The organism is Bacillus sp. FSL K6-2865, assembly GCF_040311405.1.
GTDB classification, from domain to species: domain Bacteria; phylum Bacillota; class Bacilli; order Bacillales; family Bacillaceae; genus Bacillus; species Bacillus velezensis.
The window spans coordinates 3478261-3496131 of the sequence record NZ_CP152036.1 but is presented as its reverse complement, the minus strand read 5'-3'; the positions used below and the strand labels follow the sequence as shown (position 1 = coordinate 3496131).

The following is a 17871-nucleotide window of genomic DNA, read 5'->3' as shown; positions in this document are numbered from 1 at the left end:
AGGGGGACGGAACGATGAATGAGTTTCTGAAAGATTGTTATCAAACGATAGGCTGGGAAAAGGATTCCCTCAATTTCAGCAACCTGCCGGAGTTTTTAAAGGCGCTCGCATATCGGTTTCCGTTTGAAAATCGGGCGGTTTTGTCCAAAAAAGAATATGACGTCACGAAAGAAGGACTGTGGCGGCACATGGTGAAGGAACCTCATGGCGGCCTTTGTTATGACTTGAACGGACTGCTTTATTTCATCCTGAAAGATGCCGGATTTGATGTCAAATTGATCCGCGGAACGGTCTGGAAAAACGGCTGGGCGCTGCCCGGCACACATGCGGCCGTACTTCTTTCCGCCGGGGGGAATGAGTACATCGCTGATGCAGGCTTCGGCCTCAATCTCGCCATGCAGCCTGTGCCGATGTCGGGAGACGAGACGGTATCAGCGGCCGGAGCGTTCCGCGTGAGGATAGAAGAGACGGAATTCGGTACATACCTGCTTGAAATGAACAAAGGGGACGGCTGGCAGACAGGTTACGCATTTTCGCTTGAAGAAATCGATGAAAAGGATCTCAAGTCTATGAAACAAACAATCTTTGAACATGAACGCTCTCCTTTCAACAAACGCCTGCTTGCTTCTAAGCGGACACCGGAAGGGCACATGGTTCTGTCTGAACGCAATATAACAATAAAAAAACACGATGGCACGGCGGAAAATAGCAGAATAGACCGATCAGAGTTTGAAGAAAAATTTACTGCTCATTTTATTTGAAGCTCGCAGGTTCTCTGCAAAAAAAACGGCCTCCGCAGGGAAGCCGTTTTTTGTATGTGTTTATCTCATTTTCGTAAAGGTTTTATAATGATCTGTCGTCTTATAAATCAGCCAGTCGCTTGAGTAAAGAATCCGGTCTGAATTTCTGAAGCCTGATGTATAGTTAATATCCGCTTCACGCCACGTCCGTCCGCTTTTGGCAGGGAGTTTGCCTTCCCTGTTTGAGAAGATGTCTCCGCCGATGCTTTTCCCCGGAGCGACGTCTGCAAGATTCCCCTTTGATGCCACCCAGCCGAGGGCCTGCGCTTCTGACTTTGTAATGTAATTATCAGGAAGCTTATGATAGGTCTGAAGATAATCCGCAACCCCGTCAAACGTGTTGATAACCTGTGCTTCAGTGTGCGCCTTGTGAGAAGATGTATCCGTCTTGGCAGCCGTGGAAAACAGCATCCCCGCCGCGGAGAACAGCACCAGCAAACAAACGGAAATCCACGATAATCGTTTTTTCAAAGCAATACCTCCCATTTTTATCATGTGAAGCTGATTCCTTTTCATTGTATCAGCATCGAGAGAAAGGAATAGAAAGAATTTAAAAATGGTTCTTTTGATCTAGAAAAAAATAAACCCCGGCTGAAACGGCCGGGATTTTTCATCTCATTGAAATTCCTTCGTGAGGTTTTTCGGCGTTTTTCCGTATACGGCGTCAATCATGTTTTGTGCGGCTTGCTTGAACATATTCAAGCGGATTTTTGCCGTTGCTGACCCGATATGCGGAAGCAATGTGACGTTTTCCAGCTGCAGGAGCGGATTGTCTTCGGCGATCGGCTCTTTTTCAAACACATCTAAACCGGCGCCTTTTATCCAGCCCTCCTGCAATGCGCGGATGAGCGCTTTCTCATCAACCGTCTTTCCCCGGGAAATATTGACGAAACATGCCGTATCTTTCATCAATTTAAATTCCCGCTCTCCCATCATATGATACGTTTCGTCAGTAAGCGGCGTAATTAACAGCACAAAGTCTGATGTTTTCAGCAGTGTATCTAAGTCGGCATATGTAACCTCGAGTTCCTTCTCAGCGTCCGGTTTTCTGCTGCGGTTATAATACAGCACGTCCATATCGAAGCCGAATTTTGCCCGTTTGGCAGCTTGTTCACCGATTCTGCCCATGCCGATAATTCCTAATGTCTGATGGTGGACATCCATACCGAAAAGAGATTCTTCCTCAACGGTTCCCCATTTGCCGGCGCGGACGAATCGATCCAATTCGGCAACCCGTCTGGCGGAAGACAGGATTAATGAAAAAGCCAGATCAGCGACAGTGTCATCTAAGGTGTACGGCGTATGCGTGCCGACAACCCCGCGTCTTTTCATTTCTTCAATATTAAAATTATCATAGCCGACAGAATTATTGCTGACGACCTTCAGCTTCGGCGCGTGATCCAGTAAATCACTGTCAATCGCCGTTCCGGATGTCAGCAGCCCTTCAGCATCTTTCATTTTTTCGTACAGTTCCTCTTTTGGAATGGTATCTTCTTTCCAGATGTCATACCGGCAATGCTCGCTTATCATTTGTTCGACTTCCGGCGGTATCGGTTTCGCGATGAATACATAGGGTTTCAACGGGCTTCTCCTCCTTTGTCTTTCTTCTCTATTTTATTATATAAGAGAAGCGGTAACGTGAGAAATATTCAAACGTATTACGATAAATTTCTGGTTCTTTTGAACTTAAAATGAAAGAAAAAGAAATGTACATGCTTGATTTCTCCAAACAATAACAGAATCCGCCTATATTTCTGAAGGCAAAATGAGCGGAACCGCTGTTTTCAAAAGCTTTATAGGTTGGTGTAAAGATAAATTTTATTATTTTTGAAAGATATAAATGAACATAATCTGAATTTACAGTCAAATTATCGTGTCTTTTTTTGAAAGCGCTTTTGAGTCCTTTTTCTGTGCTATAATTCCTTACTGTAAGCTGGGTAAGAAGGCTTGCAATACAATCGGATGGGAGATGAATAGAAAAATGGTTTCTTTATCAAGCATTTTGGAGCACAACCAGCAGTTTGTCCAAGAAAGGAAATATGAACCTTACCAAACGACAAAATTCCCGAAAAAAAAGCTTGTCATCGTATCCTGTATGGATACAAGGCTGACGGAGCTTCTGCCGCAGGCGATGGGACTCAGAAACGGCGATGCCAAAATCATAAAAAACGCGGGAGCCATTGTTTCTCACCCATTTGGAAGTGTCATGCGGAGCATTTTGGTTGCCGTTTATGAACTGCAGGCAGAGGAAGTCTGCATCATAGGTCACCGCGAGTGCGGAATGTCGGGATTAAATGCGGCTTCCATATTAAATAAAGCGAAAGAGCGCGGCGTGGAGGACAAATGTCTCAGCCTTCTGCAGCATGCGGGAGTCGATTTGGAAACATGGCTGACCGGTTTTCACAGCGTCGAAGAAAGCGTGGCCCACAGCGTGAATATGGTCAGGCATCATCCGCTCTTGCCTGAAGAGGTGCCGGTGCACGGGCTGGTGATCGATCCGGGGACGGGGACGCTGGATGTAGTCGTTGACGGTTATGAAACAGTCAAAGGAGGATGCAGCTGACGATGCAATTTACCGGCAGATATCAGGGATACAATTTGCAGAAATTTCAGAAAGACCTAATCGCGGGAATTGTGGTGGGAATTGTAGCGATTCCACTGGGAATGGCCTTTGCCATCGCCTCGGGGGTCGGTCCGGAATACGGGCTTTACACCGTTATTGTGGCCGGAATTCTGATTTCGCTGTTGGGCGGCTCTAAATATCAGATCGGCGGGCCTACGGGGGCGTTTGTTCCCATTTTATTTGCCATTGTGATGCAGTATGGTTTTGAGAATTTACTGGTAGCCGGTTTTATGGCAGGCGTCATGCTCGTCCTGTTTGGCGTATTTAAGCTCGGAAAGATTATGAAATTCGTGCCGAAGCCGGTGATCGTCGGATTTACGGCCGGAATCGCGGTGCTGATTTTCTCGGAGCAGATTGCCCATTTTCTCGGTCTGCGCGATATCCAAAAGCATGAAAGCTTTATCCTCAACATTGCGGAAATCGGCAAGAAGATCGGAACCTTTAATTTGTACAGCATCCTCATCGCGGGAATTGCTTTGGCCATTTTGCTGTTATCAGCCAGGCTGATGCCGAAGATTCCGGGCGCGCTTGTGGCGCTGCTTGTCTCTACAGCCGCGGCGGTCGTGTTTTTTCCTGACAAAATGGCGACAATCGGTTCTGCTTACGGGGAAATCCCGCGGCAGCTTCCGGCTTTCCAGCTTCCTGATTTCTCAATCGATAACATGATCATGATGTTTCCGTCGGCTCTGATCATTGCGCTTCTCGGCGGACTTGAGTCCATATTATCGGCGATGGTCGCGGACAATATGAAAGGATCACGGCATGACAGCAATAGGGAGCTTGTCGGGCAGGGCATCGCCAATATGGCAGCGCCGCTTTTCGGCGGTATACCGGCAACGGGAGCGATTGCGCGGACCGCAACAAATATTAAAAACGGCGCAGTTTCTCCGATTTCCGGTGTTGTCCACGGAGTCACCGTCCTCCTCGTCCTGCTCGTCTTCGCCCCGCTTGCCGTTCACGTACCGCTGGCAAGCATGGCGCCGGTATTGATGGTTGTGGCTTGGAACATGAGTGAGCGGAGGGAAGTCGCCAATATGATGCGGCTGAAAAACACTGATTCATTCGTACTGGCGGCAACCTTTTTGCTGACGGTTCTGTTTGATTTAATCATCGGCGTTTCTGCCGGTCTCGTGCTCGCTTTTGTTTTCTTTATCAGGAAAATGAGCGAATCAACAAGCATCAAAACACCGCATGCCGCTGTCAAATCGGTTAAAAATGATTCGTCCGTCAGCACATATTCCATTGAAGGGCCGCTGTTTTTCGGTTCAATTGATTCACTGGAATCATCGCTGCTGGAGAGGCTTCAGGAAAAGCCGAAGACGCTTATTCTGCTGATGAATAATGTACATTACATGGATACCTCCGCAGAAGCGGTGCTGGGGAATGTGATGAACCGGATCAAACGGCATAACGGGAGATTGATGATCGTCGGATTGCAATCACAGCCGAGAGAGCTGATCCGGAAGACGGGGCTGTTTCATAAAATCGGGAAACAGCATTTCTTTGAGCATCAGGACGAGATAACGGGATAAAATTCAGATACGGCCTGTCCATGAAAAAGCGGACAGGCCGTGTTTTTATTCGGTTTCAAAGCGCTTGATCAGTTTTTCCTGATGGGCTTTCATCGCATCTTCTAACGTGATACCGTACTTATCAGCAAGGATGGCCAGATTTCCGAGGACGTCACCCATTTCTTCAATCAGCTCCTGCCTGCGCTCAGCCTGGGTCGCGTCCTTTTCATCCGGCCGGTCTCTGCCGATTTCATATGCTCTTACCGCTCGGGCGAGCTCACCCGCCTCTTCCATTAAAAAACCGATTCTGATAAATGGCCCGTACGCCGTCCATCCTCGTTTTTCATAAAAATCTTTCGTCCATTGTTCTGCTTCAGCCATCTGCATGTGAAACACTCCTTATGTCCTGTATGATTCTTATTGATATTATCATATAGAGATGGGACAATATATAGTGTATTTTGATTTATTGATGTACATATATAGATATGGAGATGAAAAAATGAAAACCATTTGTGTATTTGCGGGGTCAAACCCGGGGGTAAATGAAGAGTACAAACGCAAAGCGGCCGAACTGGGTGAATATATGGCGGAGCAGGGAATCGGCCTTGTTTACGGCGGTTCACGGGTCGGTCTGATGGGAACCGTCGCCGACGCGTTAATGGCAGGCGGCGGAAAAGCTGTCGGCGTCATGCCGAGCGGGCTGTTCAGCGGGGAGGTTGTTCATCAGAATCTGACGGAGCTGATTGAAGTCAGCGGCATGCATGAGCGGAAAGCGAAAATGAGTGAACTTGCCGATGGGTACATTGCCATGCCCGGCGGCTTCGGAACATATGAAGAGTTATTTGAAGTGCTATGCTGGGCGCAAATCGGCATTCATCAAAAACCGATCGGACTGTACAATGTGAACGGGTATTTTGAGCCGATGATGAAGATGGTCAAGTACAGCATTCAGGAAGGATTTTCGAATGAGTCTCATTTGAAGCTGATCCACAGTTCCTCCCGGCCGGATGAGCTGATTGAGCAGATGAATCGGTATATATACCCGATTTTAGATAAGAAATGGCGGGAATTGTAAGGCAGAGGTCTGAAATATGTTTCGGCGGTTGCATCTAATCTATTCTGATGGAAAATTCTCCGCCTATAGAATACCTTTTCTTTCTGGAAATCGTTTTCTCTTTCTCATGCGTATCACACCTTTCTTCATGATAAGACATATGTATGAGAATAAGATGAGAAAGAGAATGCTGTTGGGGTTAAAAGAAGAACATCCATTTCCTCAGAGGAGATGGATGTTTTGCGGTTTGCATACTGTATGCGTTTACAACTTTTGTTGCACGAATGTTTCCTCCGATATGAAATCATCCTGCTGCATCTTTTGTTTTTTTGAACTGATTCCAAATATACCGACTGTCAGTGCACAAAGAAACCAGCAGCCTGTAAAAAACAAGAATACACTTAAAAATCCGTAGCCTGAATACAGGAAACTGACGACAAAGGGACCGGCTACATTCGCAAGACGTCCTACGCCGTAAGTGAGACCATTTCCAGAGGCCCTGGCTTCAACCGGATATAATTCCGGCGTATAGGCATATGCGATCGAACTGAAAGTACGCTCAAACATATGCATGAGAAATCCGCATATGACAATGACCATCGGTAAAGGATTGATGCCGTAAAAGAATCCAAGCGCCATAATAATTAACGATAAAACAGAAATGGCCCACTTTCGATCCACACGGTCAGAGATTTGCGAGGCAATGAGAGCGCCCAGCGGGGCACCGATCGTTCCCAGAGTGACGTATACGATAGACTCATCCATTGATACGCCTTCTTTTACCAAAAGGGTGGGAACCCACGTGCCAAAGCCTTGAATTGCAATCGTGGAAGCTGCCCACATCGTCATTAAAACAAAAGTTCTTCCTGCCAAAGGCTTTTGAAATAACGTCCGATATGGAACGGATTTTACAGCGGTTTGTCTGCTTCGCAGAGCCGGAGCTGGTTCAGGCAGTTCACCCTTTTCTTTTTCTGCTTTTGCCTCCAGTTCAAGCAGAATGCGGTGTGCTTGTTCGCTTTTTCCTTTCGTGTCCAGCCATTTCGGTGATTCTTCCAGTTTTCTGGCGATCAGCGGAAAAAAAATACCGACCGCGCCGAATAGAAAGATAAACCGCCAGCCGTAAGAGGCGGACGGCACGACCAATTTAGCCACCCAGCCGGCTGCAGGAATTCCGCATATGCCGATTGTAATACAGATTGCCTGGTACTTACCCTTAGTTGCGGATGGGAAAAATTCGCTGATATACGTACTTGCCACAATCGTTGTGGCGCCGATACCTAAACTCGTAAGAAATCTAAAAACACCGAGTATTTCTGGGTTCCAAGCCAGAGAAGAGAGGAGGGAGAAGAAAGAGAAAAAAGTGACAACCAGAATTAAACCTTTTTTCCTTCCGAAACGGTCTGAAAACCATCCTCCGGCAGAGGCGCCGATAAACATTCCGAAATAGGAGACAGACGTAATAAAAGCGATGGTATGAGTCGAAATGTTCCATTCCTTTAAAAGTGAAGGCGCCGCATATGAAAACGTATTTAAATCGATAAAATCAAAAAAGTAAGCGAATGAAAGGATAACGAGCACTGCTTGATGGGCCCTTGAAAAAGGCAGTCTGTTTAATCGATTAGACGCATTTACATTGATCATCTCGCATTCCTCCGTTTATCTTTGACTTGTCTGAAGACTGGTATTAACCAATGTGATTCAGCGTATTCAGGTTGTAACTTTGCTTTGTAAACACATAGCCTTCAGAGATTTTTCTTGCTGTGCGTACTACTTTAATCGTTGTTCCATCCGGATCAACATCTGCCTCGGTTTCTAAAATGCCGCTTGGATGTCCCAATCGAATCGTTCTGCCATAGAATGAAAATTCAGATAATATTGTATCCTGCAATAGCATACCGGCAGTCGTACAAACCGCCCCTGTAATGGCTAAAGCTTGATGCGGTTTTTGCATGGACATCATACGAATGACAAGATCCATCTCTTCTGCATGTCTCTTTATCCCTTTTGTATCGATATAATCCGCTGGAGATGAGATTAATGTTAGTTTTGGTACGGCCGGTGATTTTGCAGCAGCCTCATGTCTTGAAGCGAATCTGCATTTCTCGGCTGCAATCGATCGGATCATTTCGAGCTTTTCCAATATATCCGGAGTATATTCATCCGGAAGTTCTAAGCCGGTAAGCCCCGTGTCCTCTGCTTTTACAAAGACAAGCGGATTAGCGTAATCAATAATCGAGACCGAGATATTTCCATACGGTGTATCGAGAACATCAATAGGCTGACCAGTGGGAAACAGCTTACCGGTCACCGCTCCTTCAGCCTGGTGAAATGAAAGATAAATAGGAGAAGCTGTACCTGGAACCCCGGGGATAGAGCAGTCCCCCTGGTAATGAAATGTTCCATTTCTGACTTCAACTTCTGCTACGATCACTTTTTGAGTGTTTGTATTTAACATTCTGACTTTTGTAACCGGCTCTTCAGCTTGAACGAGCCCTTTCTCAATAGCATAAGGGCCTACGGCAGAAGAGATATTTCCGCAATTGCCTTTGAAGTCCGTAAAATGGTCAGTCAAACTGACCTGAGCAAACGTATACTCAACATCCGCATCCTTTCTGGCGGATTTCTTAATAATGGCTGCCTTGCTTGTGAGAGAATGGCCGCCGCCGAGACCGTCAATTTGTCTCTCGTCAGGGCTCCCCATGATGTCTAAAAGAAAATCGCTCCATAGGTTTGTATCGTCTGGCATGTCTTTTTGATGAATAAAAACGCCTTTGCTGGTGCCGCCTCTCATGACGGTTACAGGAACTTTTTCCATGCTGTCTCATCCTTACATCATTTTGTGTGGATAAAAAGGTACCGGTCCCTTTGGAAAATATCGTATGATAAATAAGGATTATAAGTAAAACATATAATTTTTATAAAGTTGAATAAAAAACTTTTATAATAGGAGGAAATTTTATAGCAGAAAAATATTTTGGGGGATTTCATATGGATGAAAAGGATTGGATTGTGCTCATTACATTATTCGAAGAAAAAAATATGACGAAGGCGGCAGAGCGATTATATATGACACAGCCGGCGTTAAGTTATCGGCTCAAAAACCTGGAAGCACAATTCGGAGTGCGCCTTTTTTATAAAAGAAAAAAAGGGATGGAGTTCACTTCAGAAGGTGAACATCTGGTTGATTATTCGAAAGAGATGCTGCAGGAATTCAGAAGAGTGAAGGATGATATGCTCAATATGAGCCATGAAGTCAGCGGGGTTCTCAGATTAGGAGTCTCAAGCAATTTTGCTCAGTATAAGCTCCCGGCGATTCTAAAACGGTTTTCTGATCAGTATCCGTCTGTTCAATTCCACGTCAATACGGGATGGAGTGCGAAGGTGATGGATCTGCTTCATCATTCGGGGGTACACCTTGGGATTATGAGGGGAGATTATGATTGGCAAGGGAAAAAACAACTGCTAAATGAAGAGAGACTGTACCTTATTTCAAAAACTGAAATCAACAGTGAGGACCTTCCCAAATTGCCGATGATTTATTATCAAACTGATGCTTCTTTGAAAAGTTTGATTCAAAAATGGTGGAATAACCAATTTACTGAACCGCCTTTCATTGCGATGGAGGTAGACAGGCAGGAAACCTGTAAAGAGATGGTGAAAAACGGTCTCGGTTATTCTGTTGTGCCGGAAATCTGTCTTCAGCCTTCTGATGAACTATACACATTGGCGCTATCCTATAAAAATAACGAGCCTGTGATACGCGATACTTGGCTTATGTATGATTCTTCAGCGTTAGAATTATCTGTCGTCAAAGCATTCATTACTTTCTTGAATGGGAATAAAGCATAAAAAACCTGCAAGAGACATCATCTCTTGCAGGTTTTTGGGCATTACTTCTGGTCTTCTGTATTGCGTGTCAGCACTTTATCGATTAAGCCGTATTCTAAGGCTTCATCAGCTGATTTGAAGTTGTCGCGGTCTGTATCGCGCTCAATGACTTCAAGCGGCTGGCCGGTACGTTCAGCAAGCACTTTGTTTAATTTGTCGCGAAGCAAGAGAATGCGTTTTGCCGCGATTTCAATTTCTGTCGCCTGTCCTTGCGCTCCGCCAAGCGGCTGGTGAATCATAACTTCACTGTTAGGAAGCGCGTAACGTTTGCCTTTTTCTCCGGCTGCAAGTAAAAATGCTCCCATAGAAGCGGCCATACCGATGCAGATCGTGGATACTTTCGGTTTAATGAACTGCATTGTATCATAGATTGCCATGCCGGCAGTGATTGATCCGCCAGGGCTGTTAATATAAATGGAAATATCTTTTTCAGGGTCTTCCGCTTCAAGGAATAAAAGCTGTGACACGATGGAGTTCGCAACGTTGTCATCAATCGCAGATCCAAGCATGATAATACGGTCCTTCAAAAGACGGGAGTAAATGTCATAAGCTCTTTCTCCGCGGTTCGTTTGTTCAATGACTGTAGGTATTAAATTCATAATGCTCCTCCTTCACCTTTTAGGTAAGTATGTATTTACATGATACATTTTTGGTCAATAAAGGTCAAACAAAACGCTGACCAAAATGCCAACCTTTTCTTCTAACACCATTTTTCCCATAAAACAAAAAGTTCAAACAGCAAAGTGGAAATGAGGATGATCAATGCCGGAGCCTTGAGAAAATGATATGGCCGGAGCGCTCAAAATAGACCGCAATCGCGTCGCTACGTACGGCTGAACGGTCTGACTACGTTGTCCGCCCTTCCAAAAGCCGTACCGGCAAATATGTTTCCAGCGGCAAATCATCAAATTCGCCTTCAATTTCTTTTGCTAAAATCTCGATGGCTGTTTTGGAAATCAATTCAATCGGCTGCTGGATGGTTGCCAAGTCCGGCAGAACCGATTGAACGGTTTCAGTGCCGTCATAACCGATCACTTTTAATTGATTCGGGATGTCTATTCCCCGTTTTTTGGCCTCGGTCATCACTGCAGCCGCCATGATATCATCGCTGGCAAAAATTCCATCGGTGTCAGGCTGTTCATCGAATAATGTTGAAATAATGTCATGGTAATGCTGATAAAAGGGTACTTCATATGTAATAGGCTTCCGGCAGTGTTCATGCATGACGTCTTCGTATGCCTTTCTTCTGAGGTTTGCCGGTGTCTCGAGTTCAAGCGGGCCGTTGAGATGGACGATGTGCCGGCACCCTTTTTCAATCAGCAGTTCTGCCGCCTTTTTTCCGCCGTCATAGTTGTCTGAGCCGACGACGGGAATCGTGTCCGATAAGTAATGATCAATGGCGACAATCGGCAGATTTTGCTTGTGATAATTGAGAATTCCCCGGTTGTAAGTCACGGCGATCACGCCGTCCACTTGGTTTCTTATCAGCATCTCCAAATATTTTTCTTCCTTATCCTTTCGATGTAAACTGTTGCAAAGCAGCAGTTTGTAGCCCATGGACGTACAAATGCTTTCAATATGAAAGGCGAGTTCGCCGAAAAACGGATTGCTGGAGTTTGGGATGATAAGCCCTATTAAATTGGTTCGTTTTCGGAATAAAGAGCGGGCCAGATCGTTTGGAAAGTAATTGATTTCTTCCATCGCCTTGTACACTTTTTCTTTTGTTTTTTCGCTGATATAGCCGCGGTTATTTAATACCCGCGAAACGGTTGTAGATGAAACTCCCGCTATTTTCGCAACATCATGAATGTTAGGCTTCATTCCCGTGCCCTCCTGCTTACTGAAATGGCTTACAATTTCCGTCACGCACTTATTTTAGAGAATCAGGCTGACATGTGCAAGGACATTCCGTGTTTCTGTTTTCATATAAAGAGGGTGCGTTTTGTTTGATTAAAATAATCAGAAAATTGTATGTCAACCGATTGACATATGGAACCGGTTGACATACAATTCTTTTTGAAAGCGCTTTATTCGCAGAGTGAAGGGAAGTGACGGGTATGGAGAGATGGCTGGCGGCAATAAAGTGAAAGAATTAAGCAGCGATAGAAAGTAAGCGCTTACTCAGGGCTCGCATGTATGTGATGAAAATGAAGAAGGAAGTATGCGGCTCTAAAACGGCTATTAAAAGGTCCTCTTAAAGGAGCGGTGCAAATGAAAAGCTCAAAAAGTCTGTATTGGAAACTGAGTGCTTATTTCTTCTTTTTCTTTTTTACTTGGTCTTCCAGCTATTCTTTATTTGCGATTTGGTTAGGGCAGGAAATCAATTTAAACGGATCAGCGACAGGCATTATCTTTTCTGTAAACGCCGTATTTGCCCTATGCATGCAGCCTCTTTACGGTTTTATCTCTGACAAATTGGGGCTGAAGAAAAAGATATTATTTATGATCAGCTGTCTTCTCATATTCACGGGTCCGTTTTATATCTTCGTCTATGGGCCGCTTTTACAATACAACGTCTTTCTTGGCGCCGTTGTCGGAGGCTTATATTTGGGAGCCGCTTTTTTGGCGGGGATAGGCGCGATTGAAACGTACATTGAAAAGGTCAGCCGAAAATATGATTTCGAGTATGGTAAATCAAGAATGTGGGGCTCGCTGGGCTGGGCGGCGGCTGCATTTTTTGCAGGGCAGCTTTTCAATATCAATCCCAATATCAACTTCTGGATCGCGTCTGTTTCAGCCATCATATTAACGGTCATTATCATGTCTGTGAAAATAGAAATGACCGATCATGAGAAAAACAGAGCGGATTCGGTCCGGTTAAAAGATGTGGGGCGGCTCTTTTTACTAAGAGATTTCTGGTTTTTTATGCTGTACATTATCGGGGTGACTTGCATTTACGGCGTATATGATCAGCAGTTCCCGATCTACTATGCGTCTTTGTTTCCTTCAGTGTCGACGGGTAACCAAGTATTCGGCTATCTTAATTCATTCCAGGTGTTTTTGGAGGCCGGCATGATGTTTCTTGCGCCTTTTATCGTCAATAAGTTCGGGGCGAAAAACAGTTTGATTTTAGCGGGGTTCTTAATGGCTTTCCGCATCGTCGGGTCCGGAATTGCAGTTGAGCCTGTAGGCATTTCATCAATGAAACTCATCCACGCACTGGAATTGCCGATTATGCTGATCGCCGTTTTTAAATATTTGGCTGCCAATTTTGATACGCGTCTGTCGTCCGTCCTTTATCTCGTCGGTTTTCAATTCGCATCTCAGGCAGGCGCGTCGATTCTGTCGCCGCTTGCGGGAGGGTTATATGACAGTGCGGGGTTCCGTCAAACCTATCTCATCATGGGAATCGTCGTCTTCGGTTTTACCGTCATCTCCATATTTACTTTATTGGGCCCGAAACAAAACAGCAGGCGTGTCCAGCGTCTGCAAAAAATCGGATAGAGAGGATGTTATAAATGGATAGAATTCAGCAGGCGGAAGAAGCTTTGAAGGAAGCCGAGGGTAAAGTGAAACAAAGATATCGATTGGGGTACCATATTATGCCCCGGGCGAATTGGATCAATGATCCGAACGGGCTTATTCAGTTTAAAGGAGAATACCACGTCTTTTTTCAGCATCATCCGTATGATGAGCATTGGGGGCCGATGCATTGGGGACATGTAAAAAGTAAAGATCTCATTCATTGGGAGCACCTTCCGGTTGCCTTAGCTCCGGGGGATGAATTCGACCAAAGCGGCTGTTTTTCGGGAAGCGCGGTCGATGATCATGGAAGATTAGCCCTCATCTATACAGGACATAATATAATTGATCAAGAGAAAGACCTATTCTATCAAACTCAAAATATCGCTGTCAGCCAAGATGGAATCGTGTTTGAAAAGCTTCAGAAAAACCCTGTTATTGCGGAACCGCCGGAAGACAGCGCCCGTCATTTCCGCGATCCGAAAGTATGGAAGCATCGCGATGTTTGGTATATGGTCATCGGCAACTCTTCAAAAGAAAACGTCGGACGGGTCGTTTTATACCGTTCACCTGATTTGCGTGATTGGGAATACGCGGGGGTTCTCGCCCAAAGTGACGGTAATCTCGGCTATATGTGGGAATGTCCTGATTTCTTTGAATTAGGCGGCAAACATGTTCTGCTGATTTCGCCCCAGGGTATCGAGGCGGACGGTGATTCCTATCAAAATTTACATCAAACCGGCTATTTAATCGGTGACTATCATGATGAAACAAACAAATTTACACACGGCGCTTTTAAAGAACTGGATCACGGCCATGACTTTTACGCCGTGCAAACATTATTAGATGATAAAGGACGCAGAATTGCCATCGGCTGGATGGATATGTGGGAATCTGAGATGCCGACAAAAGCGGACGGATGGTGCGGTGCACTGACTTTGCCGCGAGAACTGACTTTGCGTGATGATCATAAACTTTTGATGAATCCCGTGGAAGAAACCAAGCAGCTGCGGAAAATGGAATATCGGGAATGTGCCGGACGATCGCTTTCAGGGAGTTACTTGGCAAAGACGTCCGAAGACCTGCTTGAAGTCCGAGCCGTGTTTGATGTAAACGATTCTGATGCCGAAACGGCAGGTTTTAAGATTCGAGGCCTTGATGAAGAAGAACTTGTGCTGACATACAATCTAACGGATAAAAAGCTGACACTTGATTGCACCAAGATGGGGAAAGCGAAAGACGGTGTGAGAAGGGTGCAGACGGATACAAACGGCAAGCTGGCGCTGCGTATCTTTATTGACAGATCCTCGATTGAAGTATTCGCCAATCATGGAGAAACAACGATGACAAGCCGTATCTATCCGAATGAAGGCAGATTGGGGATTGAGCTGTTTTCTGAGAAAGGCGCCGTAAAGGTTGAGGAATTCACCTATTGGACGTTAAAGGACATTTGGAAAAGAAGCTGAAACGGGTGATTACTGCTTTTTCTGCAGTGATTGAAAATGAACCGAGCCGGGGGCAGTCCGCCTGAAATGGGTTTTTTGTGAAAATCAATGCCGGTAAACGATGCAGGATTATGCTGCATGAGGACGCTGCATAATCCTGTTGTGCATTATCAAAAAAGAGTTGCTTTCTGCGCGTTCCTTTATTATAATATAAAGGTATCTGATTGAAAAAACGTGCGCTCGTAGCTCAGTTGGATAGAGCGGTGGTTTCCGGTACCACGTCTGTCGGGGGTTCGAATCCCTCCGAGCGCGTCCAATACGTTTTAACCCCGTCATATCAACGCTTTCCGACGGTCCGTTAAGGCGTCAAGTGTACGAAAAGTGTCCGACAGGACGCGAACCGGTAAAGAACGGGCCCGGCTTTAATCGGCTGGCTCGTATCTCTTAAAACGATATAGTTCGATTCAGCAAACGTAACCTCGCGGATAAATAAATCCGGGAGGTTTTTTGTTATGGCGGTTTTAAAACGCAGGCAAGGCGTCAGGGATCGGCGCGAGACTGACGGAATAGTAAAGAGCTTCAAAGCGACGAAATCCGTTCACGAAGCGTTAGGGATCGTATGCGAGCTATTTGAAACGGAGAACTATCGCGACAGAACGATCAATGATTATCGGAAGTATTGGGCGGAATTTATGGAAGTGGTCGGCATACAGCCGACGGATAACGTAACGAACATTACGGAAGATCATCTGCGGTCCTATATATCAACGATGTTCAACGTACGCGATCTTTCGCCAGTAACGATAAATATCCGTTTAGGCGGCATAAAGTCGATCCTTAGCCGAATGACTAAGCGCGGGCTTCTAAACGAAAATCCAGCGAAAAGAGTAACGAAGCTGCGGGTCGATGAAAAGACGATTAAGATGCTCACAGATATCCAGGTACGGCGATTCTTTAAAATGATCGAGAAGGATACGTTCCCAGGCTTTCGCGATTATGTAGCGTTCCTCATTGCGTTAAAATGTGGGCTTCGTTCGAATGAGCTTGAAGGACTTAAGCCGGAAGACATCGACTTTGACAACCTCGTTATCATGCTGCCGGGCGCCGTCAACAAGAACCGTAAGAACAGAATGGTACCGATGACTGAACAGGTCGCGGAAGAGTTGCGGCAATTACTAACGGAAATGACGGAGTATTTCGGTAAATTTACGCATGTCTTCGTTAATCAGTACGGAGAGAAGATTGCGAAAGATCACTTGCGGAAGAGAGCTGCGAAGTACGGGGAAATGGCGGATTTAAAAAAGGAATGCCGACCGAGCCTTCATAGCTTACGACATACCTTTGCGATTAATTATTTAAGAAACGGCAGCGATATACGTTCCTTACATTTAAAAACAAAAAAAAGAACGCCATCCAGCGGAAATAAATCCGAAAGAAAGAACGTCCTAGCCTACGTCTATTATATCGGAAAGCTAAATTCCCCGAACTCCACATGCTACAGATACCGGATGGCACAGTATTATCATGACCTAAATTATAAAAATCCTCAAAAATAAAGGAAAGCATAAAGCATATATTATTCATGACTAATATGTGCTTTCCTAAGACTGATAGTAAGACCATCTTCAAAAAGTTTCCTTCAATACACAAACTGAACAAAATTAGTTAATCCAATGGGAAGGTCGTTGTATATGAGAGGGGAATGTTGTCTTTACATCACCTTTAGCCGAATTAATTTGCATTTGAGTTAAAAACATACTCGTAGATAAGTCTGCTCCCCTTAAATCAGCATCACGCAAATCAGCGCCAATAAAATCAACACCTCTTAAATCTGCATTCCTCATATCTGCAGCAATTAAATATGCTCCCCTTAAATCTAATGCCCTTAAATCTTTACCTCTTAATTTTTTGCCAATCCAATCGGCTCTTTCGTAATTATAATTCTTGGCATTTTTAGTGTCAGGTAACTTTGAAATTAAGCTTTCCCTAATATACTCGCTGGTTTCCGAAAGCAATTTGTTTAATGGAAATCTGTACACCACTAGATCAAGAGATAATAATTCTTCAGCATCGAGTTTTGTTAAGTTCTGCAATTCTTTTAACTGCACACTCAATTTATCAGACAAAGCATGGGGAATATCATACGACAAGGCTTCTGCCGTGTACGCAATCATTTCATGTATTTGTTCCATGATCGGAAACACTCGGAACATTTTTTCTCGAATTTCAGGATTATCTCGCCAACTTTGACCTTTAAAAGTAATTTGAGAAACAACTTGTCCAGAACCTAAACAGTCAAACACTGTACAGCCCTTAAAACCTTTCTCTTGTAAGTTGCTGTGAATTTGACAACCATAATCAGATTGTAAATTAACACAAGGTGCACCTGCTGGCTTGTTAATTGGAAAATCGCTTGATGCTACAATATTAAGCGCTGTGCAGCAAAGTCCAAAGCACTTCGTACAATCAGCCGTTAAACTTTCTCTAATATTTTTGGCTGTTTCATTATCCATTTTTATACCCTCTTATCTTTAGTCAAATAACTTTTGAGTTTAATATACGAGATTCCTAAACAATCTTGATTGTTAAATAATAAATACCTTGTCAACTAGAACTTTTTGTAGACTTCTGCATACGCTACTTTTAATTGGGTTTCTAAAATCTTTGTTCTCATGCTCTAGTCGCTTAACTTTCCGCTTTAATGACTCGATAATCGCATCTTTATTATTTTCGTTCATTTCATACTTAACTTGCTTTGCAGAGGGGCTTTTTATCTCGTTTTAAAGCTATTAACGAAAGTTTCTCCGTCGTTCTCCACATTAACAATAAGCTTGGCACTTTCACTGATCCGCTGTGCGAGAGCTTTTTGCGCCTTGCCTTCAAAGCTGTTCAAGAGTGCTGAATACACTTCATATAATTCATCTTTCAACGTATCCATTTCGAATGTCGGTTTCAGCGTTCGGCGGACTGTTTCCAGTTTCATCCCCGCTGCCTGCGTCATCCCTGTTTTCAGCATCTGCCGCTGCAGCATTTTCTTCATCGGGTCGTCCTTGTGTTCTAAAAGTTCGTCTAATGTCGGCATTAT

The 17871-nt window shown here is 44.6% G+C and carries 17 protein-coding genes and 1 tRNA gene; 9 read left to right on the top strand and 9 right to left on the bottom strand.

Annotation, left to right across the window (positions count from 1 at the left end):
* Positions 1 to 14 precede the first annotated feature (14 nt).
* Complete coding sequence (locus NYE42_RS17345; RefSeq protein ID WP_095352622.1) at positions 15 to 761, top strand: arylamine N-acetyltransferase; 747 nt, start codon at positions 15 to 17, stop codon at positions 759 to 761.
* 60 nt (positions 762 to 821) lie between these two features.
* Here NYE42_RS17345 and NYE42_RS17340 read toward each other — a convergent pair whose 3' ends face one another.
* Positions 822 to 1211 carry a ribonuclease gene (locus NYE42_RS17340; protein WP_223204413.1) on the bottom strand — a complete coding sequence of 130 codons (390 nt, stop codon included), beginning with the start codon at positions 1209 to 1211 and terminating at the stop codon, positions 822 to 824.
* A gap of 204 nt (positions 1212 to 1415) precedes the next feature.
* Positions 1416 to 2381, bottom strand: coding sequence for a D-glycerate dehydrogenase (locus tag NYE42_RS17335; protein ID WP_095352623.1), 966 nt, complete (start codon positions 2379 to 2381; stop codon positions 1416 to 1418).
* Positions 2382 to 2769: 388 nt separating this feature from the next.
* Here NYE42_RS17335 and NYE42_RS17330 point away from each other — a divergent pair, with 388 nt between their 5' ends.
* Together NYE42_RS17330 and NYE42_RS17325 are read left to right on the top strand one after the other, a co-directional pair.
* Positions 2770 to 3363, top strand: a complete 594-nt coding sequence (locus NYE42_RS17330) for a carbonic anhydrase (protein ID WP_087920781.1) — start codon at positions 2770 to 2772, stop codon at positions 3361 to 3363.
* A 2-nt stretch (positions 3364 to 3365) separates the two neighbouring features.
* A complete protein-coding gene (locus NYE42_RS17325; RefSeq protein ID WP_025853522.1) occupies positions 3366 to 4955 on the top strand; it encodes a SulP family inorganic anion transporter in 1590 nt (529 codons plus the stop codon).
* A gap of 45 nt (positions 4956 to 5000) precedes the next feature.
* Here NYE42_RS17325 and NYE42_RS17320 read toward each other — a convergent pair whose 3' ends face one another.
* Complete coding sequence (locus NYE42_RS17320; RefSeq protein WP_003151506.1) at positions 5001 to 5321, bottom strand: MazG-like family protein; 321 nt, start codon at positions 5319 to 5321, stop codon at positions 5001 to 5003.
* A 115-nt stretch (positions 5322 to 5436) separates the two neighbouring features.
* Here NYE42_RS17320 and NYE42_RS17315 point away from each other — a divergent pair, with 115 nt between their 5' ends.
* Positions 5437 to 6012, top strand: a complete 576-nt coding sequence (locus tag NYE42_RS17315) for a TIGR00730 family Rossman fold protein (RefSeq protein ID WP_095352625.1) — start codon at positions 5437 to 5439, stop codon at positions 6010 to 6012.
* Positions 6013 to 6255: 243 nt separating this feature from the next.
* Here the strand turns inward: NYE42_RS17315 and NYE42_RS17310 are convergent, their stop codons facing one another.
* Both NYE42_RS17310 and NYE42_RS17305 read right to left on the bottom strand, forming a co-directional pair.
* Positions 6256 to 7632 carry an MFS transporter gene (locus NYE42_RS17310; RefSeq protein ID WP_015240656.1) on the bottom strand — a complete coding sequence of 459 codons (1377 nt, stop codon included), beginning with the start codon at positions 7630 to 7632 and terminating at the stop codon, positions 6256 to 6258.
* A gap of 43 nt (positions 7633 to 7675) precedes the next feature.
* Positions 7676 to 8806: a PrpF domain-containing protein gene (locus NYE42_RS17305; RefSeq protein WP_352426610.1), complete on the bottom strand. Its 1131-nt coding sequence runs from the start codon at positions 8804 to 8806 to the stop codon at positions 7676 to 7678.
* A 173-nt stretch (positions 8807 to 8979) separates the two neighbouring features.
* Between NYE42_RS17305 and NYE42_RS17300 the strand changes: the two genes are divergently transcribed.
* Positions 8980 to 9840, top strand: a complete 861-nt coding sequence (locus tag NYE42_RS17300; RefSeq protein WP_061860902.1) for a LysR family transcriptional regulator — start codon at positions 8980 to 8982, stop codon at positions 9838 to 9840.
* Between the two features lie 41 nt (positions 9841 to 9881).
* On the opposite strand, the gene clpP is transcribed toward NYE42_RS17300, so the two are convergent.
* Complete coding sequence (clpP, locus tag NYE42_RS17295) at positions 9882 to 10478, bottom strand: ATP-dependent Clp endopeptidase proteolytic subunit ClpP (protein ID WP_003151513.1); 597 nt, start codon at positions 10476 to 10478, stop codon at positions 9882 to 9884.
* A 247-nt stretch (positions 10479 to 10725) separates the two neighbouring features.
* Positions 10726 to 11700 carry a LacI family DNA-binding transcriptional regulator gene (locus tag NYE42_RS17290; protein WP_095352627.1) on the bottom strand — a complete coding sequence of 325 codons (975 nt, stop codon included), beginning with the start codon at positions 11698 to 11700 and terminating at the stop codon, positions 10726 to 10728.
* Between the two features lie 390 nt (positions 11701 to 12090).
* Here NYE42_RS17290 and NYE42_RS17285 point away from each other — a divergent pair, with 390 nt between their 5' ends.
* The 4 genes from NYE42_RS17285 to NYE42_RS17270 all read left to right on the top strand — a co-directional run bounded on the left by NYE42_RS17285 (position 12091) and on the right by NYE42_RS17270 (position 16342).
* On the top strand, positions 12091 to 13323 hold the full coding sequence (locus NYE42_RS17285) for an MFS transporter (RefSeq protein ID WP_144463883.1): 1233 nt from the start codon (positions 12091 to 12093) through the stop codon (positions 13321 to 13323).
* 14 nt (positions 13324 to 13337) lie between these two features.
* A complete protein-coding gene (locus tag NYE42_RS17280; RefSeq protein ID WP_144664385.1) occupies positions 13338 to 14807 on the top strand; it encodes a glycoside hydrolase family 32 protein in 1470 nt (489 codons plus the stop codon).
* A gap of 215 nt (positions 14808 to 15022) precedes the next feature.
* A tRNA-Arg gene (locus tag NYE42_RS17275) sits at positions 15023 to 15098 on the top strand.
* 200 nt (positions 15099 to 15298) lie between these two features.
* On the top strand, positions 15299 to 16342 hold the full coding sequence (locus NYE42_RS17270; RefSeq protein ID WP_144463885.1) for a tyrosine-type recombinase/integrase: 1044 nt from the start codon (positions 15299 to 15301) through the stop codon (positions 16340 to 16342).
* Positions 16343 to 16447: 105 nt separating this feature from the next.
* Here the strand turns inward: NYE42_RS17270 and NYE42_RS17265 are convergent, their stop codons facing one another.
* The gene (locus NYE42_RS17265) at positions 16448 to 17299 is read right to left on the bottom strand and encodes a pentapeptide repeat-containing protein (protein ID WP_015240651.1); all 852 of its coding nucleotides are present in this window, start codon (positions 17297 to 17299) and stop codon (positions 16448 to 16450) included.
* 257 nt (positions 17300 to 17556) lie between these two features.
* Positions 17557 to 17868, bottom strand: a complete 312-nt coding sequence (locus NYE42_RS17260) for a hypothetical protein (RefSeq protein ID WP_144463886.1) — start codon at positions 17866 to 17868, stop codon at positions 17557 to 17559.
* Positions 17869 to 17871: the final 3 nt, after the last annotated feature.